19 protein-coding genes are annotated in these 20,144 nt (G+C 62.3%); 9 read left to right on the top strand and 10 right to left on the bottom strand.

Annotated elements, in window-relative coordinates:
* The gene (locus tag OOT43_RS07390; protein ID WP_266024196.1) at positions 1 to 1,149 is read left to right on the top strand and encodes an MFS transporter; all 1,149 of its coding nucleotides are present in this window, start codon (positions 1 to 3) and stop codon (positions 1,147 to 1,149) included.
* On the opposite strand, the gene OOT43_RS07385 is transcribed toward OOT43_RS07390, so the two are convergent.
* Together OOT43_RS07385 and OOT43_RS07380 are read right to left on the bottom strand one after the other, a co-directional pair.
* Positions 1,115 to 1,591, bottom strand: coding sequence for a pyrimidine dimer DNA glycosylase/endonuclease V (locus tag OOT43_RS07385; protein ID WP_266024195.1), 477 nt, complete (start codon positions 1,589 to 1,591; stop codon positions 1,115 to 1,117). The genes OOT43_RS07390 and OOT43_RS07385 overlap by 35 nt on opposite strands.
* A 13-nt stretch (positions 1,592 to 1,604) precedes the next feature.
* Positions 1,605 to 4,061: a heavy metal translocating P-type ATPase gene (locus OOT43_RS07380; protein WP_266024194.1), complete on the bottom strand. Its 2,457-nt coding sequence runs from the start codon at positions 4,059 to 4,061 to the stop codon at positions 1,605 to 1,607.
* Positions 4,062 to 4,254: 193 nt separating this feature from the next.
* Here OOT43_RS07380 and OOT43_RS07375 point away from each other — a divergent pair, with 193 nt between their 5' ends.
* Positions 4,255 to 4,968 carry a DUF6134 family protein gene (locus tag OOT43_RS07375; protein WP_266024193.1) on the top strand — a complete coding sequence of 238 codons (714 nt, stop codon included), beginning with the start codon at positions 4,255 to 4,257 and terminating at the stop codon, positions 4,966 to 4,968.
* On the opposite strand, the gene OOT43_RS07370 is transcribed toward OOT43_RS07375, so the two are convergent.
* The 8 genes from OOT43_RS07370 to OOT43_RS07335 form a co-directional block, all read right to left on the bottom strand.
* The gene (locus OOT43_RS07370; RefSeq protein WP_266024192.1) at positions 4,920 to 5,966 is read right to left on the bottom strand and encodes an SAM-dependent methyltransferase; all 1,047 of its coding nucleotides are present in this window, start codon (positions 5,964 to 5,966) and stop codon (positions 4,920 to 4,922) included. The genes OOT43_RS07375 and OOT43_RS07370 overlap by 49 nt on opposite strands.
* On the bottom strand, positions 5,947 to 6,750 hold the full coding sequence (locus OOT43_RS07365; RefSeq protein WP_266024191.1) for a DUF1295 domain-containing protein: 804 nt from the start codon (positions 6,748 to 6,750) through the stop codon (positions 5,947 to 5,949). Before OOT43_RS07365 ends, OOT43_RS07370 begins: the two co-directional genes overlap by 20 nt.
* Positions 6,747 to 7,298 (bottom strand): DUF2878 domain-containing protein, encoded by a 552-nt coding sequence (locus OOT43_RS07360; protein WP_266024190.1) that lies wholly within the window; start codon positions 7,296 to 7,298, stop codon positions 6,747 to 6,749. The genes OOT43_RS07365 and OOT43_RS07360 overlap by 4 nt, the downstream gene beginning before the upstream one ends.
* Before the next feature lie 13 nt (positions 7,299 to 7,311).
* Positions 7,312 to 8,559 (bottom strand): SAM-dependent methyltransferase, encoded by a 1,248-nt coding sequence (locus OOT43_RS07355; RefSeq protein ID WP_266024189.1) that lies wholly within the window; start codon positions 8,557 to 8,559, stop codon positions 7,312 to 7,314.
* 26 nt (positions 8,560 to 8,585) lie between these two features.
* Positions 8,586 to 9,341, bottom strand: coding sequence for a DUF1365 domain-containing protein (locus OOT43_RS07350; protein WP_266024188.1), 756 nt, complete (start codon positions 9,339 to 9,341; stop codon positions 8,586 to 8,588).
* 2 nt (positions 9,342 to 9,343) lie between these two features.
* The gene (locus OOT43_RS07345) at positions 9,344 to 10,591 is read right to left on the bottom strand and encodes an NAD(P)/FAD-dependent oxidoreductase (protein WP_266024187.1); all 1,248 of its coding nucleotides are present in this window, start codon (positions 10,589 to 10,591) and stop codon (positions 9,344 to 9,346) included.
* Between the two features lie 81 nt (positions 10,592 to 10,672).
* Positions 10,673 to 11,134, bottom strand: coding sequence for a lipocalin family protein (locus tag OOT43_RS07340; protein WP_266024186.1), 462 nt, complete (start codon positions 11,132 to 11,134; stop codon positions 10,673 to 10,675).
* A 195-nt stretch (positions 11,135 to 11,329) separates the two neighbouring features.
* Positions 11,330 to 11,875, bottom strand: a complete 546-nt coding sequence (locus OOT43_RS07335) for a fasciclin domain-containing protein (protein WP_266024185.1) — start codon at positions 11,873 to 11,875, stop codon at positions 11,330 to 11,332.
* Positions 11,876 to 12,090: 215 nt separating this feature from the next.
* Here OOT43_RS07335 and OOT43_RS07330 point away from each other — a divergent pair, with 215 nt between their 5' ends.
* From OOT43_RS07330 to OOT43_RS07300, 7 genes are all read left to right on the top strand, one after another.
* Positions 12,091 to 12,786 (top strand): response regulator transcription factor, encoded by a 696-nt coding sequence (locus OOT43_RS07330; protein ID WP_449406832.1) that lies wholly within the window; start codon positions 12,091 to 12,093, stop codon positions 12,784 to 12,786.
* A complete protein-coding gene (locus OOT43_RS07325) occupies positions 12,758 to 14,065 on the top strand; it encodes a sensor histidine kinase (protein ID WP_266024183.1) in 1,308 nt (435 codons plus the stop codon). Before OOT43_RS07330 ends, OOT43_RS07325 begins: the two co-directional genes overlap by 29 nt.
* Before the next feature lie 178 nt (positions 14,066 to 14,243).
* Positions 14,244 to 14,366 (top strand): hypothetical protein, encoded by a 123-nt coding sequence (locus OOT43_RS07320; RefSeq protein ID WP_266024181.1) that lies wholly within the window; start codon positions 14,244 to 14,246, stop codon positions 14,364 to 14,366.
* 269 nt (positions 14,367 to 14,635) lie between these two features.
* Positions 14,636 to 14,926 carry a co-chaperone GroES gene (gene groES / locus OOT43_RS07315; protein WP_169604285.1) on the top strand — a complete coding sequence of 97 codons (291 nt, stop codon included), beginning with the start codon at positions 14,636 to 14,638 and terminating at the stop codon, positions 14,924 to 14,926.
* Between the two features lie 64 nt (positions 14,927 to 14,990).
* Positions 14,991 to 16,628 carry a chaperonin GroEL gene (gene groL / locus OOT43_RS07310; protein WP_266024180.1) on the top strand — a complete coding sequence of 546 codons (1,638 nt, stop codon included), beginning with the start codon at positions 14,991 to 14,993 and terminating at the stop codon, positions 16,626 to 16,628.
* A gap of 135 nt (positions 16,629 to 16,763) precedes the next feature.
* Positions 16,764 to 18,611 (top strand): glycosyltransferase, encoded by a 1,848-nt coding sequence (locus OOT43_RS07305; protein WP_266024179.1) that lies wholly within the window; start codon positions 16,764 to 16,766, stop codon positions 18,609 to 18,611.
* A complete protein-coding gene (locus OOT43_RS07300; protein WP_266024178.1) occupies positions 18,608 to 20,140 on the top strand; it encodes a DUF3131 domain-containing protein in 1,533 nt (510 codons plus the stop codon). The genes OOT43_RS07305 and OOT43_RS07300 overlap by 4 nt, the downstream gene beginning before the upstream one ends.
* Positions 20,141 to 20,144: the final 4 nt, after the last annotated feature.

Below are 20,144 nucleotides of genomic sequence, written 5' to 3'. Positions count from 1 at the left end.
ATGCCCGGCACCGTGCCGTACTGGCGGCTTTCCGGCCTGTACCTCTGGTACTTCGCGGCGCTGGGCACTTTTCTGCCGTACTGGCCGCTTTACCTGCAGGCGCGTGGCCTCGGCCCGCAAGACATCGGCATCGTCATGGCCGTCATGGCGGCTACCCGCATCGTGGCGCCCAACTGCTGGGGTTGGCTGGCCGATCACACCGGGCGCGACCTGTTCCTCATCCGCTTGGCCTGCCTGCTCGCGTTTCTCGGCTTTACCCTGATCTTCGCGCTCCCCGGCTACTGGGGGCTGTTGTCCGTGGTGGCGTTGTCCGGTTTCTTCTGGAACGCATTTCTGCCCACCCTGGAGTCGCTGAACCTGGCCTTGCTGAAGGGCGATGGCAGGGGTTACAGCCGGATCCGGCTATGGGGTTCGGTCGGGTTCATCCTGGGCGTGCTCGCGGTGGGCGCGGCGCTCGAAGCCCGGCTCGCCATCGAGTGCCTGCCCCAGGTGCTGGCGCTGCTGTTCGCGCTGATGTGGCTGTCCAGCCTCGCCATTCCGGGCGGCGCGCGGGTGATTCATGCGCCCGCCCAAGATACGTTGTGGCGGGTCGTCAAACGGCCCGAGATCATCGGCCTGCTGCTCACCTGTTTGCTGATTCAGATGGCCCACGGGCCGTATTACAGCTTCTATTCGGTGCATCTGGAGAACCACGGCTTCGACCGCTCCCGCACCGGCCAGCTCTGGGCCTTGGGCGTGGTGTCGGAGATCGTCCTGTTTCTGATCCTGCCGGCGATCCAGGCCCGCGTCTCGCTGCGCGCCATCCTGCTCGCAAGCATCGCCTTGACGGCCTTGCGCTGGCTGTTGATCGGCCGCTACGCCGAATGGCTGGGCGTCCTGGTTTTCGCCCAGGTGCTGCATGCCGCCAGCTTCGGCGCGTTTCACGCCGTCTCGATCGCCCTGGTGCACCGCTATTTCCAGGGGCGCAACCGCAATCGCGGCCAGGCGCTTTTCGCCAGCCTGAGCTACGGTGCGGGCGGCGCGCTGGGGAGCCTCGCCAGCGGCTACGCCTGGGCCGATTTCGGCGCCGGGGCGGTTTATGCCGGCGCTGCGGGAGTGTCCGTGATTGCCCTGATCATCGCCTGGCTGCTGGTGGATCGGCGCCGCTAGTGTTCTGCTGCTGCGGCAGCATTTCCCAATCCGCCACCGGTCCCGGAACGATGCGGAACGATGGGTGCGGTTCCGGCCGCTTCAGCGTCTCCAAGGGTTCAAGCCAGGCGGGTGCGCGTATCCGCAGCTTCGCTTTGAGATGCGCCCATTCGTAGGCGAGCTGGCCGTCCGTGGCTGTCATTAGGGTCGGCACCGGGCAGGGGGCGATCTTGCCCGCGTCGAAGCGGTAGCCCCGGCGCTCGGCTTCCGCGTGGACCGCCCGCAGGTAGCGCGCGATCGCCGCTTCGGGGTCGGGCGTTTCGCGGAACCGGGTCAACTGGGGGTGATGGGTATAGCCGCGCGTCAGCCCTTTCAGCACGGCTTGTGCCAGCAGGGCTTCGCGCCAGAGCGCGACCAGGCCTTTGGCGTCCAGGTAGCAGGGATGCAGGGTCCAAAGCCGCATGGCCGGACTCGTCTCACTCCCGCTGCAGCCGCAGGGCGTTCAGCACCACGCCGACCGAGCTTGCCGCCATCGCGGCGGAGGCGGCCATCGGGTGCAGCTTGCCGAAGGCGGCCAGCGGGATGGCGACGAGGTTGTAGCCGAAGGCCCAGGACAGGTTCTGGCGGATCACCCGCAGCGTGTGGCCGCTCAGTTCCATGGCCTCCGCCGCCTTGGAAATATCGCCGGTGAGCAAGGTCAGGTCGGCGCTCTGCTTGGCGATGTCGGTGCCGCCGCCGATCGCCAGTCCGACGTCGGCCGCGGCGAGGGCAGGGGCGTCGTTGATGCCGTCGCCGATCATGCCGACCCGCTCGCCGCGGTTCTGCAAACGGCGGACGACTTCCAGCTTGCGGCCCGGGCGGGCGCCGGCCTCGATCCGGTCGATGCCGACCAGGGCGGCGATGTGCTCGGCGGCAGGCGCGACGTCGCCCGTCACCATGAGCGTCCGCACCCCGCGCCGGTGCAGGCGGGCGATGGCCTCCGGGGCATCGGGCCGGGGGCGGTCGGCGACGCCGAGCAGGGCGGCGGCGTGCCCGTCCAGCGCGACGAATACCGGCGTCTTGCCCTGCGATCCCAGCTTCCGCGCCGCATCGTCCAGGTTCCGGCCGCTCTCGATCTTGTGCTTGTCGAGCCAGCGCTGGTTGCCGACCAGCACTTCGTGGCCCTCGACGACGGCGGCGATCCCCAAACCGGGTTCGAGCCGGAACTCGGCCGGTTCGGGCCAAGCCAGGCCCAAGGTTGCGGCGTGGGCAAGAACGGCCTTGCCGATGAAGTGCTCGGAATGCGACTCCGCGGAGGCGGCCAGCCGCAGCAGTCCCGCATCGTCCAGATCGGAGACGTTGGCGATGTCGGTGATCCTCGGTCTGCCCTCGGTGAGGGTGCCGGTCTTGTCGAATACGATGACGGTCAGGCCGGCTGCGGTTTCCAGGCTCTCGGCGTTACGGATGAAGATGCCGCGCCGCGCCGCCTGCCCGGTGCCGACCATCACGGCGGCCGGTGTCGCCAGCCCGAGCGCGCAAGGGCAGGCCACCAGCAGTACGGTGACGGCATGGATGAGCGCGGTGCCGAATCCCGCACCTGCCGCCATCCAGCCGAAGAAGGTGGCGCCGGACACCGCCATCACGGCAGGCACGAAAAAGGCCGACAGCCGGTTGACCGTGCGCTGAACGGGCAGCCGGCTGGTCTGGGCCTGTTCCAGCGTGCGCAGGATGCCCGACAGGACAGTGTCCGCACCGATCGCGCCCACCCGGATCTGCAGTGCGCCGTTGCCGTTGATGCAACCGCCGGTGACCCTGTGGCCGGTTTCCTTCACCACCGGCAGGCTCTCGCCCGTCACCATGGATTCGTCCACCGCCGACAGCCCCTGGACCACTTCGCCGTCGGCGGGGATGCGCTCGCCGGGTCGCACCAGCACCAGGTCGCCCACCCGGACCGCCTCGATGGCAAGGGTCACCGGCCGCTCGGCCCGCAAGACCGTTGCGGTCTGCGGCTGCAGTTCGACCAGTTGCCGGATCGCATGGTGCGCCCGGCCGCGCGCTTTCTCTTCCAGATAGCGGCCCATCAGCACGAAGGCGATCACGCCCGCCGCCGCCTCGAAGTAGTAGCCGCCGCGCCCGGTTGCCAGGGAGAAAAAGCTATAGGCGTAGGCCGAGCCGACGCCCGCGGCGACCAGGGTATCGGTGCTGGCCGAGCGGCGCCGCGCCAGTTGCCAGGCTTTGTCGAAGAACTCCCGTCCGCCGCCCAGCAGCAGCGGCGCCGACACGGCGAGCTGCACCCAGCCCATCAGCCGGGAACGCGGCGCGAACAGGCCGATCAGGAAGGTCGGCACGCTGAATACCAGCGACCAGAAACAATGCTGCCAGGCCTTGCCGATGCGGGCTTTCTCCCGCACCAGTAATGCCCGGCGCTGCGCCACGCTGTCCATCGGCTGTGGCTGGTAGCCCAGTTGCCGCAAGGTCCCGTACAGTTCGTCCCGGCCCATCGACGTCAGCACCTGGGCGGTTTCCGTCGCGAAATTGACGCTGGCCGAGGCCACCCGCGGATCACGCCGCAGCAGCATCTCGATCAGCAGCGCACAGGATACGCAAGTCATCCCTTCGACCGCGACATGGAACTCATGCAGCGGTAGCTCGGGATTCGTCTCGTGTCTGACAGCGGGGGAAAGCGTCGTTGACGGTCCCAGATTGCCCAGCACCGTGCTGAAAAATGTCTGGAGGTCGGTCGCCGTCACCGCCGAGGGATCGAAATGCACAGTTACCGACCCCAGCGCCGGCACCACCCGGACCCGCCTTACCGCCGGGTGCTTCCGCAGCAGCACTCCGAAGATATGAGTCCGTTCGGCTTGCTTACGCAGGGTGGGTGCCACGATGCGCAGGCGGGAGCGGGTCTGGTGGGCGACCTGGAAGCGTTCGGGCGGGTTCGATTCGGCGGCCATGCCATCGTGACTTCGGGTTGGCTGAACGGCCATTATAGTCGCGAGCGACGGCATCAAACGATGCACGTATTCGTTACCATCGGCAAAGAGCGCCGGTTCTGGGGAGATTCGACCTCGTGGGAACCAAACCGGGCGCTGACCGATCCCATATTTTCGGGGAAGGCGGGTTTTCCAACATCAGGGTTGGCTGGGCATGACCAAAGCAGCGAAGACCATGAGCGCACTGGTTTCCGGGGTGGTCGGCGGCGTATTGTCGGTTGCGGCGATGACAGGAAGCGCAGCGGAAGACGGCCGTCCCGATATTTCGAGTGGCTGGGAGTTCAGAGTGCTGCTGAACGGCAGGGACGTAGGCAGGCATCGATTCATGGTCGAACGCCAGGGAGACCGGGAAACGGTGACAATCGACGCCGATTTCGATGTCAAGCTGCTGGGCATCAGCGTCTATGAATATAAGCACCGCAACGTCGAGGTTTGGTCGCAGGACTGCCTGGATGCCATGAAGACTACGACGGATGACGGCGGTGACAGCTATTCGGTATACGCCGTCCGGGTCCAAGCGGGGCTCAGGGTGATCGCAAATGGAAGGGAGAATTTGCTGCCGGGCTGCGTGATGAGTTTCGCTTACTGGAACCCTGATTTTCTCAGTCAAGCTCGGCTGCTCAACGCCCAGACCGGCGAATATGTCCGAGTCTCAAGCCGGCCGGTCGGTGAGGAGTCTATCGAGCTGCCCAATGGCCGTACGGTAAAAGCGAACCGTTATAGGGTCTCGGTCGAAGGCACGGGCGACATCGACCTGTGGTACCAGGACAATCGTCGCTGGGTCAGGCTCAAGTCGCTGGTCAAGGGGGCGGACCTGATCTATGAACTGCTCGATACGTTCGCGAGTGAGTTCACGCCGAAGCGGTAGTGGGAAACGCCCCACTCCTCGCCTCCGCGGTATGCGAACAATTCGGCGCACGCAAGAAAAAACATCCGCCAGCGCTGAAACCAGCGATTCGCGCCGGAGCCGTAGACGTCCTTGAAGATGGCCATAATCGTGTCGCGTTCAAGGTCATGGCGCGCAAGCCAGGCTTCGCAGGTCCGCTGATAGTGGCGGCCGTTGATGTGCCAGGATTCTTCGACGGTCAGACTGTGCTGTATGCGGCCAAACAGGTCCCGTGAGGGCATGATGCCGCCGGTGAAGAAATATTTGCCGATCCAGTCGTCTTCGGATTTTGCATTGAAGGCATAGGCATGTTGCCGGTGGCTGAACACGTGGACGAAAACCTTTCCCTCCGGGGTCAGCCAGGTGCGCAAGCGATCGAAGAGGGTTCGGTAGTTGTGCAGATGTTCGAACATTTCCACGGAGACGATCCGGTCAAATTTTCGAAGCGGCTCGAAGGTATTGATGTCGGCGGTCACGACCTCCAGATTAGCCAGCCCTCTTTCACTGGCACGGGCTTGGATATATAACCGCTGGGACGTCGAATTCGACATGGCGAGGATGTTCGCCTTGGGGTACCTTTCCGCTGCCCAGAGGCTCAGCGATCCCCAGCCACAGCCTAAGTCGAGAATGGTCTGGCCGTCGGAAAGGCCGGCACGCCGGCAGCTCAGGTCAAGCATCGCCTCTTCAGCCTCATCGAGGGTTCGGATGCCATCCAGCCAAAGGCAACAGCTGTACTTCCGGTGCCGTCCGAGAACCCGTTCGAAGAATTCCGCGGGGAGTTCGTAGTGCTGACGGTTGGCTGCATCGGTGTGTTCGGCCACCGGGCCGCGCTGAAGGCCGGCCAGGAAGGCGGCAGTTGCCCCCGGCGTCCGCCTCTCGATCTCGTTCAGGCGGCCGGCCAGCAGTCGCCTGATTCCTAGTCGGATCAGTGGATCGGGCAGGAGGCCGCATTCCATCATTTCAATGGCGAGGCTGAGCATGGCGTGTGGGTCTCCAGGGAAAGAAGCGTGGAGTGGTGCTCTGGTATTCGCGATAGTCATCCCCTTTGCTCAGCAGCGCCTGACGTTCAGCATGAGGGATGCCGGAAAGATAATTCAGCGTCATGAACATGAGACCCTGTATCAGTAGAGCGATCCACCAGTAGGGGCTGCCGTGGCTAAGAACGACGTAGCTCCACCAATGCAGCCATTCGAAGAAATAATTGGGATGGCGCGAATAGGCCCATAGCCCGGTTCTACAAGTCCTGCCGCAGTGGCCGGGGGCGGCCCGCCAAGCGGTAAGCTGCCAGTCCGCGAACGATTCGCCGGCGATTGAGACCAGCCAAATCACGGCTGCAACAGTCAGGACCGCCGGTGGGGTGGGGCCGGGAATCTGCGCTATCGCCCAGTAGGGCAAGGAGAACACCATGGCGGCGAGTCCCTGCGCCTGGAAGAACAAGAAAAATTTGATCTGAGTCGCCGTGTGCCAATGTTGCCGGAGGTAACGGTAGCGGCTGTCTTCTTCCGGGTGGCGCAAAGCGCGCCGGTAGATATGCAGTGCAAGACGGCCCCCCCACATACCGGCCATCATGGCCAGTGCCAGCCGCCGCAGCGGATCGCCTTCGCCAGCGATGGCAAAATAGACCCCCAAGCCGCCGGTCGATCCGGCCCATGCCACGTCTACCCAGTTTGCGTTATGCGTTCTCACCTGGCGCCACCAAAGGACCGACATGAGTGCGGCCACCGCGCCCCAGGCGGGCAAGATCAGGTCGAGAAAGCCGTTCATCGAGTATGAGCCTCAGGGCTGGCGGCGGTCGGATGCGGCGCCTCGAATTTTGCAGCCAACCTCATCAACAGGGGCATCGCAGCCGCCCAGACCGTGCATATGCCCAGCAGTGTCGGCCAGACCGGCTGCGGGAATTGCACCGCGCCCATCCGCGCGCCGGCCAGATAAGCCAGGGGGCCGAACACGGCTCCGAGCAAGGTGGCGAGGCCCGTCCTCCCCTTCAGCCAGCGCAGACCGACGTTGAGCGTGGTCGCAAACATCATCCACAGGGCCACGATCCAATGCGGCGCCAGCATGTGCGATATCTGTCCCGACGCGAACCGCATCAATCCGGCCATCGTCAACAGCGAATCGAGGAAAAATCCCAACGCTCCGGCCGCTAGGGCAAGCAGCAGTTCCTGCCTTGGATGAGAACTGCGCGCGAGATGGAGGGCGAGCACCATGAGAGCGACTGCAGTGGCGCGCGAAGCCGCACCTTCGGCCGCGCTGACCACGACGCCGAGCCAGCCGGCCTGGAACACGAGGAAATTGAAAGCAGGAGCGAGCATGGCTGGGTGTCCTTCAAAGCGTCTGGACGAGCGGAATTTGGCGGTATCCCGGTTTGGCCAATACCAACTGGACGTCGCCGATGGCGCGTTCCAGGAATGCCCCTTCGCAATAGCCGAAATAGAACAGCCACATACGGATGAAGTCATCCGGGAACCCGAGCGCCTTGACGTCGTCCAGATGCGCCAGGAAGCGCTGCCGCCAGTGGGCAAGGGTGGTGGCATAGTGGAGCCCGATGTCTTCCAGATGGACCATTTGGAGATCGGACGCCGCTGTCATGGCCTTGCAGAGCGCCGTCACCGAAGGCAGGCACCCGCCGGGGAATATATGGCGCTTGATGAAATCCACCGATTTGCGGGCTTGCTCGTAGCGCCGGTCCGCGATCGTGATGCTCTGTAACAGCATCGCACCGCAGGGCTTCAGCAGTCTCCCGCATTGGCTGAAGAACGTTTCGTAGAATTCGGGGCCGACCGCTTCGACCATTTCGATCGAGGTCAGCTTGTCGTATTGGCCGGCAAGGTCGCGGTAATCCTCGGAGATCACGGTGATTCGATCATCGAGCCTGGCCTCCCTGACACGCTGCCGCGCGTACTCGTATTGCTGGCGCGAGATCGTCGTGGTTGTCACTCTGCAGCCATACCGGGTTGCGGCATGAAGGGCGAAGCCGCCCCAGCCGGTCCCGATTTCGAGGACATGATCATTTGGCGAAAGACGGAGTTTCCGGCAGATACGGTCATTCTTGGCTGACGACGCTTCCTCAAGGGTTTCATGCCCCATCTCGAAGAAGGCACACGAATACATCATCGTGTCGTCCAGAAACAGGCGGTAGAAATCGTTGCCCAGATCGTAATGCGCCGCGATGTTGGCGCGGCTCCCTGCCCGGTTGTTGCGCTTTGCCCAGTTGGTCACCCTTGCAAACAGGCCGTAGGCGTCAACCGCGCCTCCGTCCACGGCGTCGACCACCCGGTCGGCCAGCAGCAATATGCGAACCAGGTCGGCGAGGTTGTCGCAGTCCCATTCTCCGGCCATGTAGCTTTCGCCGGCCCCGATGGAGCCGCGCAGCGCGATGCGGCGGTATACCGCTGGGGAGTTCACCTGGACTGAAACTTCCAAGGGGCAATCGCCGGAAGTTGACCCGAATACTTCCATTTCCCCGTTTTCAATCCAGTTGATCCTGCCTTTGCCGATGCGAGCAAGACGGTTCTTCAACTGGCGGCGGAAAAACCTGTCCAGAAACGTTCCGGACGGGCCTGGTTCCGGCATTGGGCAGTTTCCGAAATCGCCTTGATTCATGGTAGCTTGCCCGCTTTTTTTTGATGCTCGAATACGGGCAGGCCTTTCAGCCAAAGGCGCACGGCCTGCCAGTGAATGGCGATGATGACCTGAAGAGTAATAAGCGGGAAACGCGCTATAGCAAGGGCCAGTGTCCTTGTGGAGATGATTTTACGCCGTAGTGTCAGCGTGGCATCAAATACCTTATCTTTCCGTGCGTCCAACACATCGATGTGTACCGCTAGTCGGTGTTTCGGCTGGCTGCTTCGGAAGTCATAAACCAGATCCATCGGCATGAAGGGTGATACGTGCATTGCTTTATTGAGCGTTGCGTGGAGCGACTGGCTCCGTCTTGCCTCTCGCTCGCGGCATATCACATAGCAGTGCTTTTCTCCCCAGGGCGTATTGGTAACCTCCGCGACCAGAAAGTCGGCGCGGGTACCTTCGGCGTTGAAGCAGTAGTATATGCTGATGGGGTTGAAGCAGTATCCGAAGTAACGCATGTGCGTCAGGATAAAAATCGGGCCGGCGGGATGCTGGCCAGTCTGCTCATGCACTAGACTGCGAACGGCGCTGGATAATGGCACGCGAGGGTCGCCGAAATGGTCGTCCCGCCGAAACCGTACCAGCGGTATCTGCCAGGAAGGCCAGGCCCATTCATTATCAATGGTTTCGAGATCCAAACACATCATGAAAAGGAGATAGTTGAATTCATGGGTCACCGGCTTAAACCTACGGTGCCTGACCTGGCCGGTATAAATGCAGCTTTCCACTGTTATGCTCCAACCTGATCTATATCTTCAGCCACTCGCATGGCGCTATTCACGCCATCCTCGTGAAAGCCGTATCCCCAATAGGCTCCGCAATACCAGGTTCGCCGCCCGCCGTTGATTTCCCGCCATCGTTGCTGGGCCGCCAGGCTTTCGAAATTGAATACGGGATGGTGGTAGGTCATCCGGTTGACGATCAAATCTTCACGGATGCTTTCGGTGCTGTTCAGCGTTACGCATACGGTTTCCTGGGAGGGCAGTTGCTGCAGCAGGCTCATGTTGTAGGTGACGGCCACGCGGCGCTGATTTCTGGCTGGACGCAGGTAATTCCAGGCCGCCCAAGCCCGCCGGCGGCGTGGCAGTACCGCCGTGTCGGTATGCAGCACTGCTTCATTTTTCTGGTAGGGAATTGCGCTGAGGATTTCCCTTTCCTCCCGCGAGGGATCCTGCAAGAGGGCGAGTGCCTGATCGCTGTGCGTTGCCACGATGGCTGCATCGAATCGTTCTGCTTTCCCGGATGCCTCGCGAACGTCGACGTGGGTGTCGAACCGTTGCAACGCGGTTACCGGTGTGGACAAGCGAAGTTGGCCCCGGAAGGGAGCCAACAGTTTGTCGACGTAGCTTCGCGAGCCTCCTTCGATGAACTTCCATTGGGGGCGGCCGCTGAGGCTCAGCAGGCCGTGGTTCTCGAAAAAGCCCACGAAGAAGCGGGCAGGCATCGCCTGGGTCTGCTCGTGTTCCGCGGACCAGATGGCGGCAGCCATGGGGATGACGTAATTTTCCCGGAACTCCCGGCTATAGCCGTGCTGGCGGAGAAACTCGCCGAGAGTGATGTCACCGTTCGATGTTTCTATCGATGTCGACGCATGGCTATTGAATCGCAGAATGTCCTTCAGCATCCTGAAAAATGCCGGGCTGAAGGCATTGCTTCGCTGCGCGAACAGTCCGTTAAGGTCATTTCCTGCGTATTCCAGTCCGCTGCGTTGGCAGCTGACGCTGAAGCTCATGGTCGTATTTCTGGATCTGACGCCCAGTCGGTTCAGTAGCTGGCTGAAGTTGGGATACGTACGGTCGTTGAATACGATGAAGCCGGTGTCTACTGGAACATGTGTCCCATCAAGAGATATCTCCTGAGTATGAGTGTGTCCGCCTGGATAAGTGCTCGCTTCGAACAGATGAATATCGTGGCGGCGATGCAGCAGCCAAGCACACGTCATTCCTGAAATACCAGTTCCTATAATTGCTATTTTCATTGGGCCAGTATTATTCCGATTTGTGTTGCTTCGGGTTTATATTATGCATCGGGGCTTCAGCAGGCCATGGCGATATTGCCGTTACCATTGTTGCGGTATCTTGCGGAGCAGTGTTACATCATAGCCCAGGATCTTGACGATGTTCGACAGGCGCTCGTAGTCCTGACCTGGAATCCTCGGGGCTCTGGCCATGATCCATACATAATCCCTGGCGTTGCGGGCGATGATGGTATATCGGTAATCTTTTTCGAGATGAGCGATGAGATATTCGGCGTCGATGGGCCAGATGAATTGCATGCCCCACACCGCGTTGGAGGTCTTGTCGATGATATGGCCGGTGGGCGTATATTTTTTCAAGGGCCCATCGGGCGCACCTTTCCTGAACGTGAAGGTGGTAGCGATGGATCCATCGTCGTTGAGGCGGTAAGACTCTATGGCGTTATAGGCGTCTGTCTCGATGAACGTGGGGATGCAGGCGATGACATACCAATCGCCCATGAATTTCTGTATGTCTACATGGGAAACGACCGGTATGGGTTTCATACTTTCTGCGCATCCGTTGAGCACGCCAAGGCTAAGCACCAGTGCTATCCTGTTTGGAAACATGGTCTTCGTACCCCTCCTGGTTCGTGTCAATGGCAGCCAATAGGGTGGTGGAGTTGCGAAACCCCACGCCGTTTGTATTCATTCAGATGACGGGCGCCTCTCCGGGGCGCCCGTATGCGGGTCGATACGGCATCATTTGAATTGGGGCAGCAATACGCTGTCGATCAGCCAGACGATGCCGTTGGTCGTTCTCACTCCCTGGCAGCTCGCGGCCGACTGGTTGATCTGGGGGCCGCCATCATAGTGGAAGAACACCGTTTGACCCTGCAGCGTCTTGATTTCCCGGGGAGAAACCGATTTTCGCGGATCGGCTTTGCCCGGTGTCACGTGATAAGTCAGCACGGCACTGAGCACTTCCGAGTTGCTGCCGATGGCGTTCAGGACTGCCGGGGGGACTTTGCCGAAGGCTTCATCGGTGGGAGCATACACGGTGAACGGTCCCGGTTCACTGAGGGCTTGCGCAAGGTTGGCCGCTGTGACGAGAGAGACCAGGGTGCTCAACTGAGGCGTTGCCACGGCCGCGTCGACAATGGTTCCGGGGTAATCCACAAGCTTCAGCTTGCGGCATTTAGCGTAGCCCTCAGGCGTCGCCGCTGCGTTGGCAGGGGTAACGCTCAAAAGGGACATGGCTGCCGCTGTGGCTATCAGGGCGCCGTGCAATGCATTCTGGAATTTCATGGGAGTATCTCCGTTTGGTCGATTGTGTGATTCTTCAGGCCCGTGATGTCAGCCGCGGGGCTTCCACGGGCGGATTCAGACTAATCCGTCGGGTGTGAAGCGCACGTGTTTCGTGCGTGAAGAAAACGTGAATCTGAGTATTTTGTCGCGGGCGCATGCGCCTCGTGGCACTCACGTGGAGGGGTTTACCTGTGACGACCGGGCGATCGGGGCACTTGCTCCTCGTCGAAGACCATCGCGATATCGCAGAAATGGTCTACGACTATTTCGAGCGGCGGGGATACGTCGTGGACCATGCGGGCGACGGAGTGACCGGCTTGCATCTCGCTGTAACCGGCAGCTATGACGCCATCATTCTCGATTTGCTGCTGCCGGGCCTGGATGGGATGGAGATATGCGAAAAGCTGAGGAAGGATGCGCGCAGCGCCATTCCCATATTGATGCTGACGGCGCGTGACACGGTGCAGGACAAGATCTCCGGCCTGGATGTCGGCGCTGATGATTACCTGGTCAAGCCGTTTGACATACAAGAGCTGGAAGCCAGGGTACGCGCTCTGATACGGCGGAACAGGGGGAGCGTAAGCCCCGAGCGGCTGCAGGTGGGCGACCTCAGCCTGGACCTGGGGACACTGCAGGTGGAGCGTTCCGGCCATCGGCTCGACATCTCTCCGACCGGCTTGAAAATTCTTAAAATTCTGATGCGCGCCTCTCCCCGGCTAGTCACCCGGCCGGAAATCGAGCGTGAAGTTTGGGGAGAGGCACTTCCTGACAGCGATACGCTGCGCAGTCATGTGTATAACCTTCGCAAGATCGTGGACAAGCCGTTTTCCGGCCAGATGATCTGCACGATGCAAAGCATAGGTTATCGGTTGATCGACCCTCATGAAGAACCGACCCCAGATCGGCCGTAAGCTCGCCAGGGTTTTTCTGCTCCAGGCGGTTTTCATCGGCGTGGCCGCGTTTCTCGGCGTGGTCGCTGCAAAGTACGTTTTGGAGTCATTGCTTATCCAGCAGGCTTTGCGTGACGAGGCGGAACATTTCTGGGACCGCTTGCGGGATGACCCGTCGTTCCCAGCCCCCGATACCCGGAACATGAAAGGCTATGTTGCCAAGGGAGACGCTGGGGACTCGGTTCCCCTTGATATTCGCGGTCTTCAGGACGGATTTCATGACCTCTCCCGCGCGGACTCGTTCGTCATCGCCTATGTGTCCAGGCAAGGCGGATCCCGCTTATTCCTCATCTTCGACGGGCAACGGGTCGAAGAACTGGCATTGTTCTTTGGCATGGTGCCGCTGGCGGCGAGTCTGTTCGGGATTTATCTTGCAGCACTGGCCGGCTATTACCTGTCCAGGCGCGCCGTGTCGCCGATACTTCGCTTGGCGCGGCAGGTCGGAGACATCGACCCCGGCGTGCCGGAGAAGAGTCTGCTCTCCCTGGAACGCCTTCCGGCCGAAGAGGATCAGGAGGTCAGCGCCTTATCGGAGGCGCTGGCCCGCATGGCGCGGCGTATCCGGCAATTCGTCGAGCGCGAACGGACGTTCACGCGGGACGTGAGTCATGAGCTTCGGACTCCCATTACGGTGATCCGAATTGCCGCCGACCTTCTCATGGACGAAAGGGACTTGCCCGCGTCGGCGCACAATTGTGTCGTCCGCGTCAAACGGGCGGTGAAGGATATGGAAGAGCTGACGGAGGCATTTCTGTTGCTTTCCAGGGAGTCGGAGCAGGGACTGCCGTTGCAGCCTGTCTGCCTCAATACGCTGGCCGAGGAAGAACTCGACCAGGCACGGCTTCTCCTGGAGGGAAAATCCGTCACCACTTCCCTGGAGTCCGAGGGGCGTTTGATCGTAATAGCCTCCGAGCGTGTCCTCTCCATTCTGCTCGGCAATCTCATCCGGAACGCTTGCACCTATACCGACTCGGGTTACGTCCGCGTGTGCATCGGAGATCGGCGCTTGAGTGTCGAGGACAGTGGTCCAGGGATGTCGGAAGAAGAAGTAAGCCGGATATTCCATCCGTTTTTCCGGGGAACTCCACGCGGCCAGGGCTACGGCGTGGGCCTGACGATCGTCAAGCGATTGTCCGACCGCTTCGGCTGGCCCCTGCAAATCACGAGTCAAGCAGGTGCGGGGACGCGGGTGACAGTGGATTTTCCCGGTGCTACGCATAGGGGGAGGCTCTCGGAATGAAAACCTGGGCGACACCGGACAATTGTGGTCTTTATTCAATAGATCAATAGCTTACCAAACGTTAAAAAATGACTCTCATGCTTCGGCATAGCGGCTGCCGTGGTGAAAGCGAGTACCCTCGAAGAAGGCCGCCGCGTTCCGTTCTTAACGCCCAATGATTGCAGCGGAAATGTCATCCATGACCTCCATGCTGTCGTTCATCGACGCGCCGAAAGTCGTAGGGAGCCGGAGTCTGGCCGGCAATCATCCCATGGAGCGCGGCCATATGGGCGTGCGTCCGCCAACGCACCGTCCGCGATGAGCCATGGGCACCTCGAAAAACCGAGGTGCCCAATAGAGCCACAGAGCCCAAAAAACATCTGGGTCTTCCCTCGCGTTTACCCACGACCGTTTGTTTCATTTCAAGTCCCGCGATTTTTCAAATCAAGTGCCACCCGACAACAACGGCTCCGCTTGACACCCACCCATCCATCGCTATCATTTGGCACTCACTTCAAGGGAGTGCTAACAGCCATGTCGGGCGCTCGCTTGGGTTTTCAGTCGATTTCATCAGGAATTCAGGAGGTTACCGTGAAAATTCGTCCTTTGCATGATCGTGTCATCGTCAAGCGTCTGGAAGAGGAGCGCACCAGTGCAGGCGGAATCGTGATTCCCGACAGCGCTGCGGAGAAGCCGATGCGCGGCGAGATCCTGGCCGTCGGCAATGGCAAGGTCCTCGACAACGGCGAGGTGCGTGCCCTGCAGGTCAAGGTGGGTGACAAGGTCCTGTTCGGCAAGTACGCGGGCACCGAGGTCAAGGTCGACGGAGAAGATGTGGTGGTGATGCGTGAGGACGACATCCTGGCCGTTCTCGAGAGCTGATCTCTAGCTCCGCTCGCAGATTCCCAAGTCCTTAATCAATCATCAATATCGCAGGTAAATCCAAATGGCAGCTAAAGAAGTCAAGTTCAGCGACGACGCACGCGCCCGCATGCTGCGGGGCGTCAACATCCTGGCGCACGCGGTGAAGGTCACCCTGGGTCCTAAGGGCCGCAACGTGGTGCTCGAAAAGAGCTTCGGCGCTCCCACCGTGACCAAGGACGGCGTGTCCGTGGCGAAGGAAATCGAGCTGTCCGACAAGTTCGAGAACATGGGCGCCCAGATGGTGAAAGAGGTCGCTTCGCAGACTTCCGATGTGGCCGGCGACGGCACCACCACCGCCACCGTGCTGGCGCAATCGATCCTGACCGAGGGCCTGAAAGCAGTCGCCGCCGGCATGAATCCGATGGACCTGAAGCGCGGCATCGACAAGGCCGTCGCCACCGCCGTGGAGGAAATCCACGCCATGTCCGTGCCCTGCACCGACAGCAACGCGATCTCCCAGGTCGGCACCATTTCCGCCAACTCCGACGAATCCATCGGCAGCATCATCGCCGAGGCGATGGACAAGGTGGGCAAGGAAGGCGTCATCACCGTCGAGGACGGTTCGGGCCTGGAAAACCAGCTCGATATCGTCGAGGGCATGCAGTTCGACCGCGGCTACCTGTCCCCCTATTTCATCAACAACCAGCAGAGCATGAGCGCCGAACTGGAGAACCCGTTCATTCTCATCAATGAGAAGAAGGTCTCCAACATCCGCGAGCTGCTGCCGGTGCTGGAAGGCGTGGCGAAGGCCGGCCGTCCGCTGCTGATCATCGCCGAGGATGTCGAGGGCGAAGCCCTGGCCACCCTGGTGGTCAACAACATGCGCGGCATCCTCAAGGTCGCGGCGGTGAAGGCGCCGGGCTTCGGCGACCGCCGCAAGGCCATGCTGGAAGACATCGCCGTGCTGACCGGCGGCACCGTGATTTCCGAAGACATCGGCCTGAGCCTGGAGAAGGCGACCCTGGCCGATCTGGGCACCGCCAAGAAGATCCAGATCACCAAGGAAAACACCACCATCATCGACGGCGCCGGCTCCAGCGATGCCATCCAGGGCCGCGTGGCGCAGATCCGCAAGCAGGTGGAAGACACCACTTCCGACTACGATCGCGAGAAGCTGCAGGAACGTTTGGCCAAGCTGGCCGGTGGCGTCGCCGTCATCAAGGTGGGTGCTGCCACCGAAGTCGAAATGAAGGAAAAGAAAGCCCGCGTCGAAGATGCGCTGCACGCCACCCGCGCGGCGGTCGAAGAGGGTATCGTGCCGGGCGGCGGCGTGGCCCTGATCCGGGCGCTGGCCAAACTGCGCGACCTCAAGGGCGCCAACCATGATCAGGACGTCGGCATCAGCATCGCCCGCCGCGCCATGGAAGAGCCGCTGCGCCAGATCGTCGCCAATGCGGGTGACGAGCCGTCGGTGGTGTTGAACAAGGTCGCGGAAGGTTCCGGCAACTTCGGCTACAACGCCGCGACCGGCGAGTACGGCGACATGGTGGCCATGGGCATTCTCGACCCGGCCAAGGTGACCCGTTCCGCACTGCAGAACGCGTCTTCCGTCGCTTCTCTGATGATCACGACCGAGGCCATGGTCGCGGAGGAGCCGAAGGAAGAGGCGCCGATGCCGGGCGGCATGGGCGGCATGGGTGGCATGGGCGATATGATGTAAGCCTGGCGCTCGCTAAAGCCGTTCGACGGTCCTGGAAAAGGCCCCACCCTGACGGGTGGGGCCTTTTCCTTTTTGTGGGGCGGTCGTTGAGCTTCCGGCTCTGGCGGTTCTGCCTTACTATCACGGCGGGCCGAATTGCCGGGCCGATCTGAACTGCGGGGCAAGATGATGGGGCACAATTTCGAATGGTTCGAGGAGCGCCAGGCGCCTGAGCCGCTACCCCGGTCGCCGTGGCGCGAGTCGCTTTTCCAGTACCTGGCGACCATCGCGCTGGCCCTGGGGGCCTGGTATCTGGCCTGGCGCTGGACTGCTTCCTTGAACGAGCACGCGCTGTGGTTCTCGGTGCCGGTGGTTCTTGCCGAAAGCTGCGCCTATCTCGCTTGGGCGTTGTTTGCCTACAATTTGTGGCGGACGGCCGACCGGCCCTCGCGGCCTGCGCCTTACTGGATTTCCGAGTGCGTTTCCGATCTCGCCGCGCCCCACCGCCCGCTGGCCGTGGATGTGTGTGTCGCCACCTGCGATGAGGATGCGGCGCTGGTCCGCCAAAGCCTGGAAGATGCGAAAAAGCTGAAATATCCCTATCAGATCGACATAAGGCTGCATCTTTACGATGCGGGCCGCCGCCCCGCCATGAGGCAGCTCGCCGAGTCCCTGAAGGTGGCGTACATCGTGCCGGAGGAGCAGGACGGCCTGGGGACGCACAATCTGCGCCGGATCGTCGAGGAGACGCAAGGGGATTTCATCGTGTTCTGCGATGCCGACACCCGGTTGTTTCCCTCCTTTCTGGAACATACCTTGGGGTATTTCCGCGATCCGGACGTGGCCTGGGTGCAGACGCCGCAGTGGTATGACGATATTCCCCAGGGTGTCCCGCTGGGCGATGTCCTGGGCCGCCGTTTCGGCACTCCGGGCCTGGCGGTCGGAAAAGCGTGCGAGGCGGTGGCGGGACCGATACGGATCGGCAGGGACCCGTTCGGCAGCGATCCGGCCATGTTTTTTGGCGTGATCCAGCGACGGCGCGACCGCGCCGACGCGGCCTATTCGTGCGGCGCGGGCGCTGTCTACCGCAGCGATGCGCTCGTGGAGGCGGTGGAGCTGGCCCGCGCCAGGCGGCTGGGCAAGGCGGTCGTCCGGGTTGCGAAGGGGATCAGCGACCGGGAATGCCGTGCCGATTTCGTCGAATCGGTGACTCGCCAAGCGGCGGCGGACGCCGGCGTGGCGCCGTATCATCTGCGCGAATCCGAACACTTCTACGCGTCCATAGTGCTCCATGGCTGCCGCAACCGGCGCTGGGGCTCCATCCTGCATCCCCGGATCGAGTCGAAGATGCTCTCGCCGCAGACTTCGCGGGATGCGGTCGTCCGGCGTTTCCGCCGCACCCTGGGTTTCATGGAGATCGCGCTGCGCGACAACCCGGTTTTTTCCCGTGGTCTGAGCCTGCCGCAACGGCTCCTGTATGCTCAGACCCTTTGGTCCTGCTTCGGCTCCCTGTGGCACTCGGTTTTCCTGTTGGCGCCGATCGTCTTTCTGTACACCGGCATCGCGCCGGTTGACGCCTATTCCCCGCAGTTTTTCGTCCATCTCCTGCCGTTCCTGCTGGCTGCGGAGTTTGCCGTGATGACGGGTACCTGGGGCGTGTCCTGTTTTCGGCAGCGGGCCGCGTCGTTGGCCCTGCTGCCGGTGGATCTGCACGCCTTGTGGTCCGTGCTGCGGGGGCGGCGGTTTCCCGCGGTTTCGAGAAGCAACCGGGCGCGCGACCTGTCCCGGCTGGCCGAATTCCGTATCGCGGCCACGGCGTTGACGCTGGGCGGGATGTTTTTCGCCCTGGCACGCCTGGCCTTCGGCAGCCACGCGGATCCGGGTGGCCTCCTCGCCAACGGCTTGTGGGGGCTTTACAACGTCGTTCTGCTGTCGGGCACCGTGAGCCTCTCGGCGCGGAACGTTCCCGTCGAACCATCTGACGCGCAAGAGGTCCAGGCATGAGCTTTCCGAGCGCATTACTTGCTGCACGCCAGCATCTCGTGGTGATCCTGGGTCTCCTGACCGCGGCCGCGCTGGTGTCGCTGCTGGAGACGCCTTCCCGCCCCGTGCCGCCGCCGCTTCCCGCCGGGGAAATACCCGCTTCCCGCCACGGCGCCTTGTCCGAGGAAGAGACCCGCTGGGCCCGGGCCGCCTGGCGCTATTTCCAGCGCAACTCGCGGGAGGCGACGGGGCTGGCCAATGCGGCCGACGGCCGTTCCGTCACCACGCTGTGGGACACGGGCTCCCATCTGCTGGCCATGATTTCCGCCTATCGCCTCGGCGTCATCGACCGTGCCGAGTTCGACCAGCGCCTGGGCCGGGCCTTGAACGCCCTGGCTAGGATACCCCTGTTCCAGGGCGAACTCCCCAACCGCTTCTATCTCACCGAAACCCTCGGGATGGCGGATGCCGAGGGCCTGCCGTCGGACCAGGGCGTCGGCTGGTCGGCGGTCGATATCGCCCGCGTGCTGGTGCCGCTGAATGTCGTCGTCTGGAACTATCCGGGTCACGCCGCCGAGGTGAGTGCCGTAGTGCGGCGCTGGCGGCTGGACCGGCTGACGCGGGAAGGCGCGCTGACCGGCGCGGTCGTCGACGCGCAGGGCCAAGTGGGTTATTCGCAGGAAGGCCGGGGGGCTTACGAAATCTATGCGGCGAAGGCCCTCGCGCTGATGGGAAGTGGCGTGCCGGTGACCACGGCCTCGTACGGCTACGCCAAGGTCCAGGGTGTGCAGGTTCCGGTCGACCAGCGGCCGCCGGAAAAATCTTCCACCCGCAACTATACCGTCGGCGAACCCTATGTCCTCGAAGGGCTGGAATTCGGCTGGGACCGCAGCGGACGGGAGGATGCCTGGCGCATATTCCGCGCCCAGGAAAACCGGTTCAAGGCGACCGGCAAGTTGACGGCGGTCAGTTCCGGCCCCGTCGACGAGGCGCCGTATTTCGTCTACAACGCCGTAAATGCCGGGACCAAACCGTGGCAGACGCTCACGGCGGATGCCAGGGAGGCTTCGGACCTCCGCTTCTTGAGCGCAGGCGATGCCGTCGGCTGGCATGTCCTGTACGATGCGGACTATGGCCGGCAACTGGCGGAAAAGGCCGCGGGCCTGTTCGATCCGGAACAGGGCTGGTATGGCGGGTGGTACGAAGCCAAGGATCGCCCCAACCGGGCGATGAGCGCCAACACCAATGCCATGGTGCTGGAGGCATTGCATTACCGGCAGTTAGGCAAGCTGGTGGCGGTTTACCCGCCGGCCGAGGTTCCCGAATCTGCTGTGCCCGTCCGTCCGCCGGCGAGCCAGCCTTCGGCGGACAGCGGCGGGGCCGCGGCCCGGGCCAAGCCGGCGGCGAAATCCGGGCCGGCCCACAAGGCCAAGATCGGGACGGCCGGCTCGCGGAAAGGGAAGGGCGGATCCTCCGCCTCCAAGGCTTCCGGCCGACATGGCCCGAAGGCAAGGAAATCGGAAACCAAGCCGGCGAAAAAACACCGCTGACGGC

Source organism: Methylococcus mesophilus (assembly GCF_026247885.1).
Classification (GTDB): Bacteria; Pseudomonadota; Gammaproteobacteria; order Methylococcales; family Methylococcaceae; genus Methylococcus; species Methylococcus mesophilus.
The sequence above is the reverse complement of the archived record's forward strand: the minus strand, read 5'-3'. Positions and strand labels throughout refer to the sequence as shown.

Coding starts and splice junctions, on each gene's coding strand:
- OOT43_RS07325 (WP_266024183.1), top strand. CDS start 12,758: ATGAAGAACCGACCCCAGATCGGCCGTAAGCTCGCCAGGGTTTTTCTG.
- OOT43_RS07335 (WP_266024185.1), bottom strand. CDS start 11,875: ATGAAATTCCAGAATGCATTGCACGGCGCCCTGATAGCCACAGCGGCA.
- OOT43_RS07355 (WP_266024189.1), bottom strand. CDS start 8,559: ATGCCGGAACCAGGCCCGTCCGGAACGTTTCTGGACAGGTTTTTCCGC.
- OOT43_RS07365 (WP_266024191.1), bottom strand. CDS start 6,750: ATGAACGGCTTTCTCGACCTGATCTTGCCCGCCTGGGGCGCGGTGGCC.
- OOT43_RS07300 (WP_266024178.1), top strand. CDS start 18,608: ATGAGCTTTCCGAGCGCATTACTTGCTGCACGCCAGCATCTCGTGGTG.
- OOT43_RS07370 (WP_266024192.1), bottom strand. CDS start 5,966: ATGCTCAGCCTCGCCATTGAAATGATGGAATGCGGCCTCCTGCCCGAT.
- OOT43_RS07380 (WP_266024194.1), bottom strand. CDS start 4,061: ATGGCCGCCGAATCGAACCCGCCCGAACGCTTCCAGGTCGCCCACCAG.
- OOT43_RS07375 (WP_266024193.1), top strand. CDS start 4,255: ATGACCAAAGCAGCGAAGACCATGAGCGCACTGGTTTCCGGGGTGGTC.
- OOT43_RS07385 (WP_266024195.1), bottom strand. CDS start 1,591: ATGCGGCTTTGGACCCTGCATCCCTGCTACCTGGACGCCAAAGGCCTG.
- OOT43_RS07340 (WP_266024186.1), bottom strand. CDS start 11,134: ATGAAACCCATACCGGTCGTTTCCCATGTAGACATACAGAAATTCATG.
- OOT43_RS07320 (WP_266024181.1), top strand. CDS start 14,244: ATGACCTCCATGCTGTCGTTCATCGACGCGCCGAAAGTCGTAGGGAGC.
- OOT43_RS07345 (WP_266024187.1), bottom strand. CDS start 10,591: ATGAAAATAGCAATTATAGGAACTGGTATTTCAGGAATGACGTGTGCT.
- groL (WP_266024180.1), top strand. CDS start 14,991: ATGGCAGCTAAAGAAGTCAAGTTCAGCGACGACGCACGCGCCCGCATG.
- OOT43_RS07360 (WP_266024190.1), bottom strand. CDS start 7,298: ATGCTCGCTCCTGCTTTCAATTTCCTCGTGTTCCAGGCCGGCTGGCTC.
- OOT43_RS07390 (WP_266024196.1), top strand. CDS start 1: ATGCCCGGCACCGTGCCGTACTGGCGGCTTTCCGGCCTGTACCTCTGG.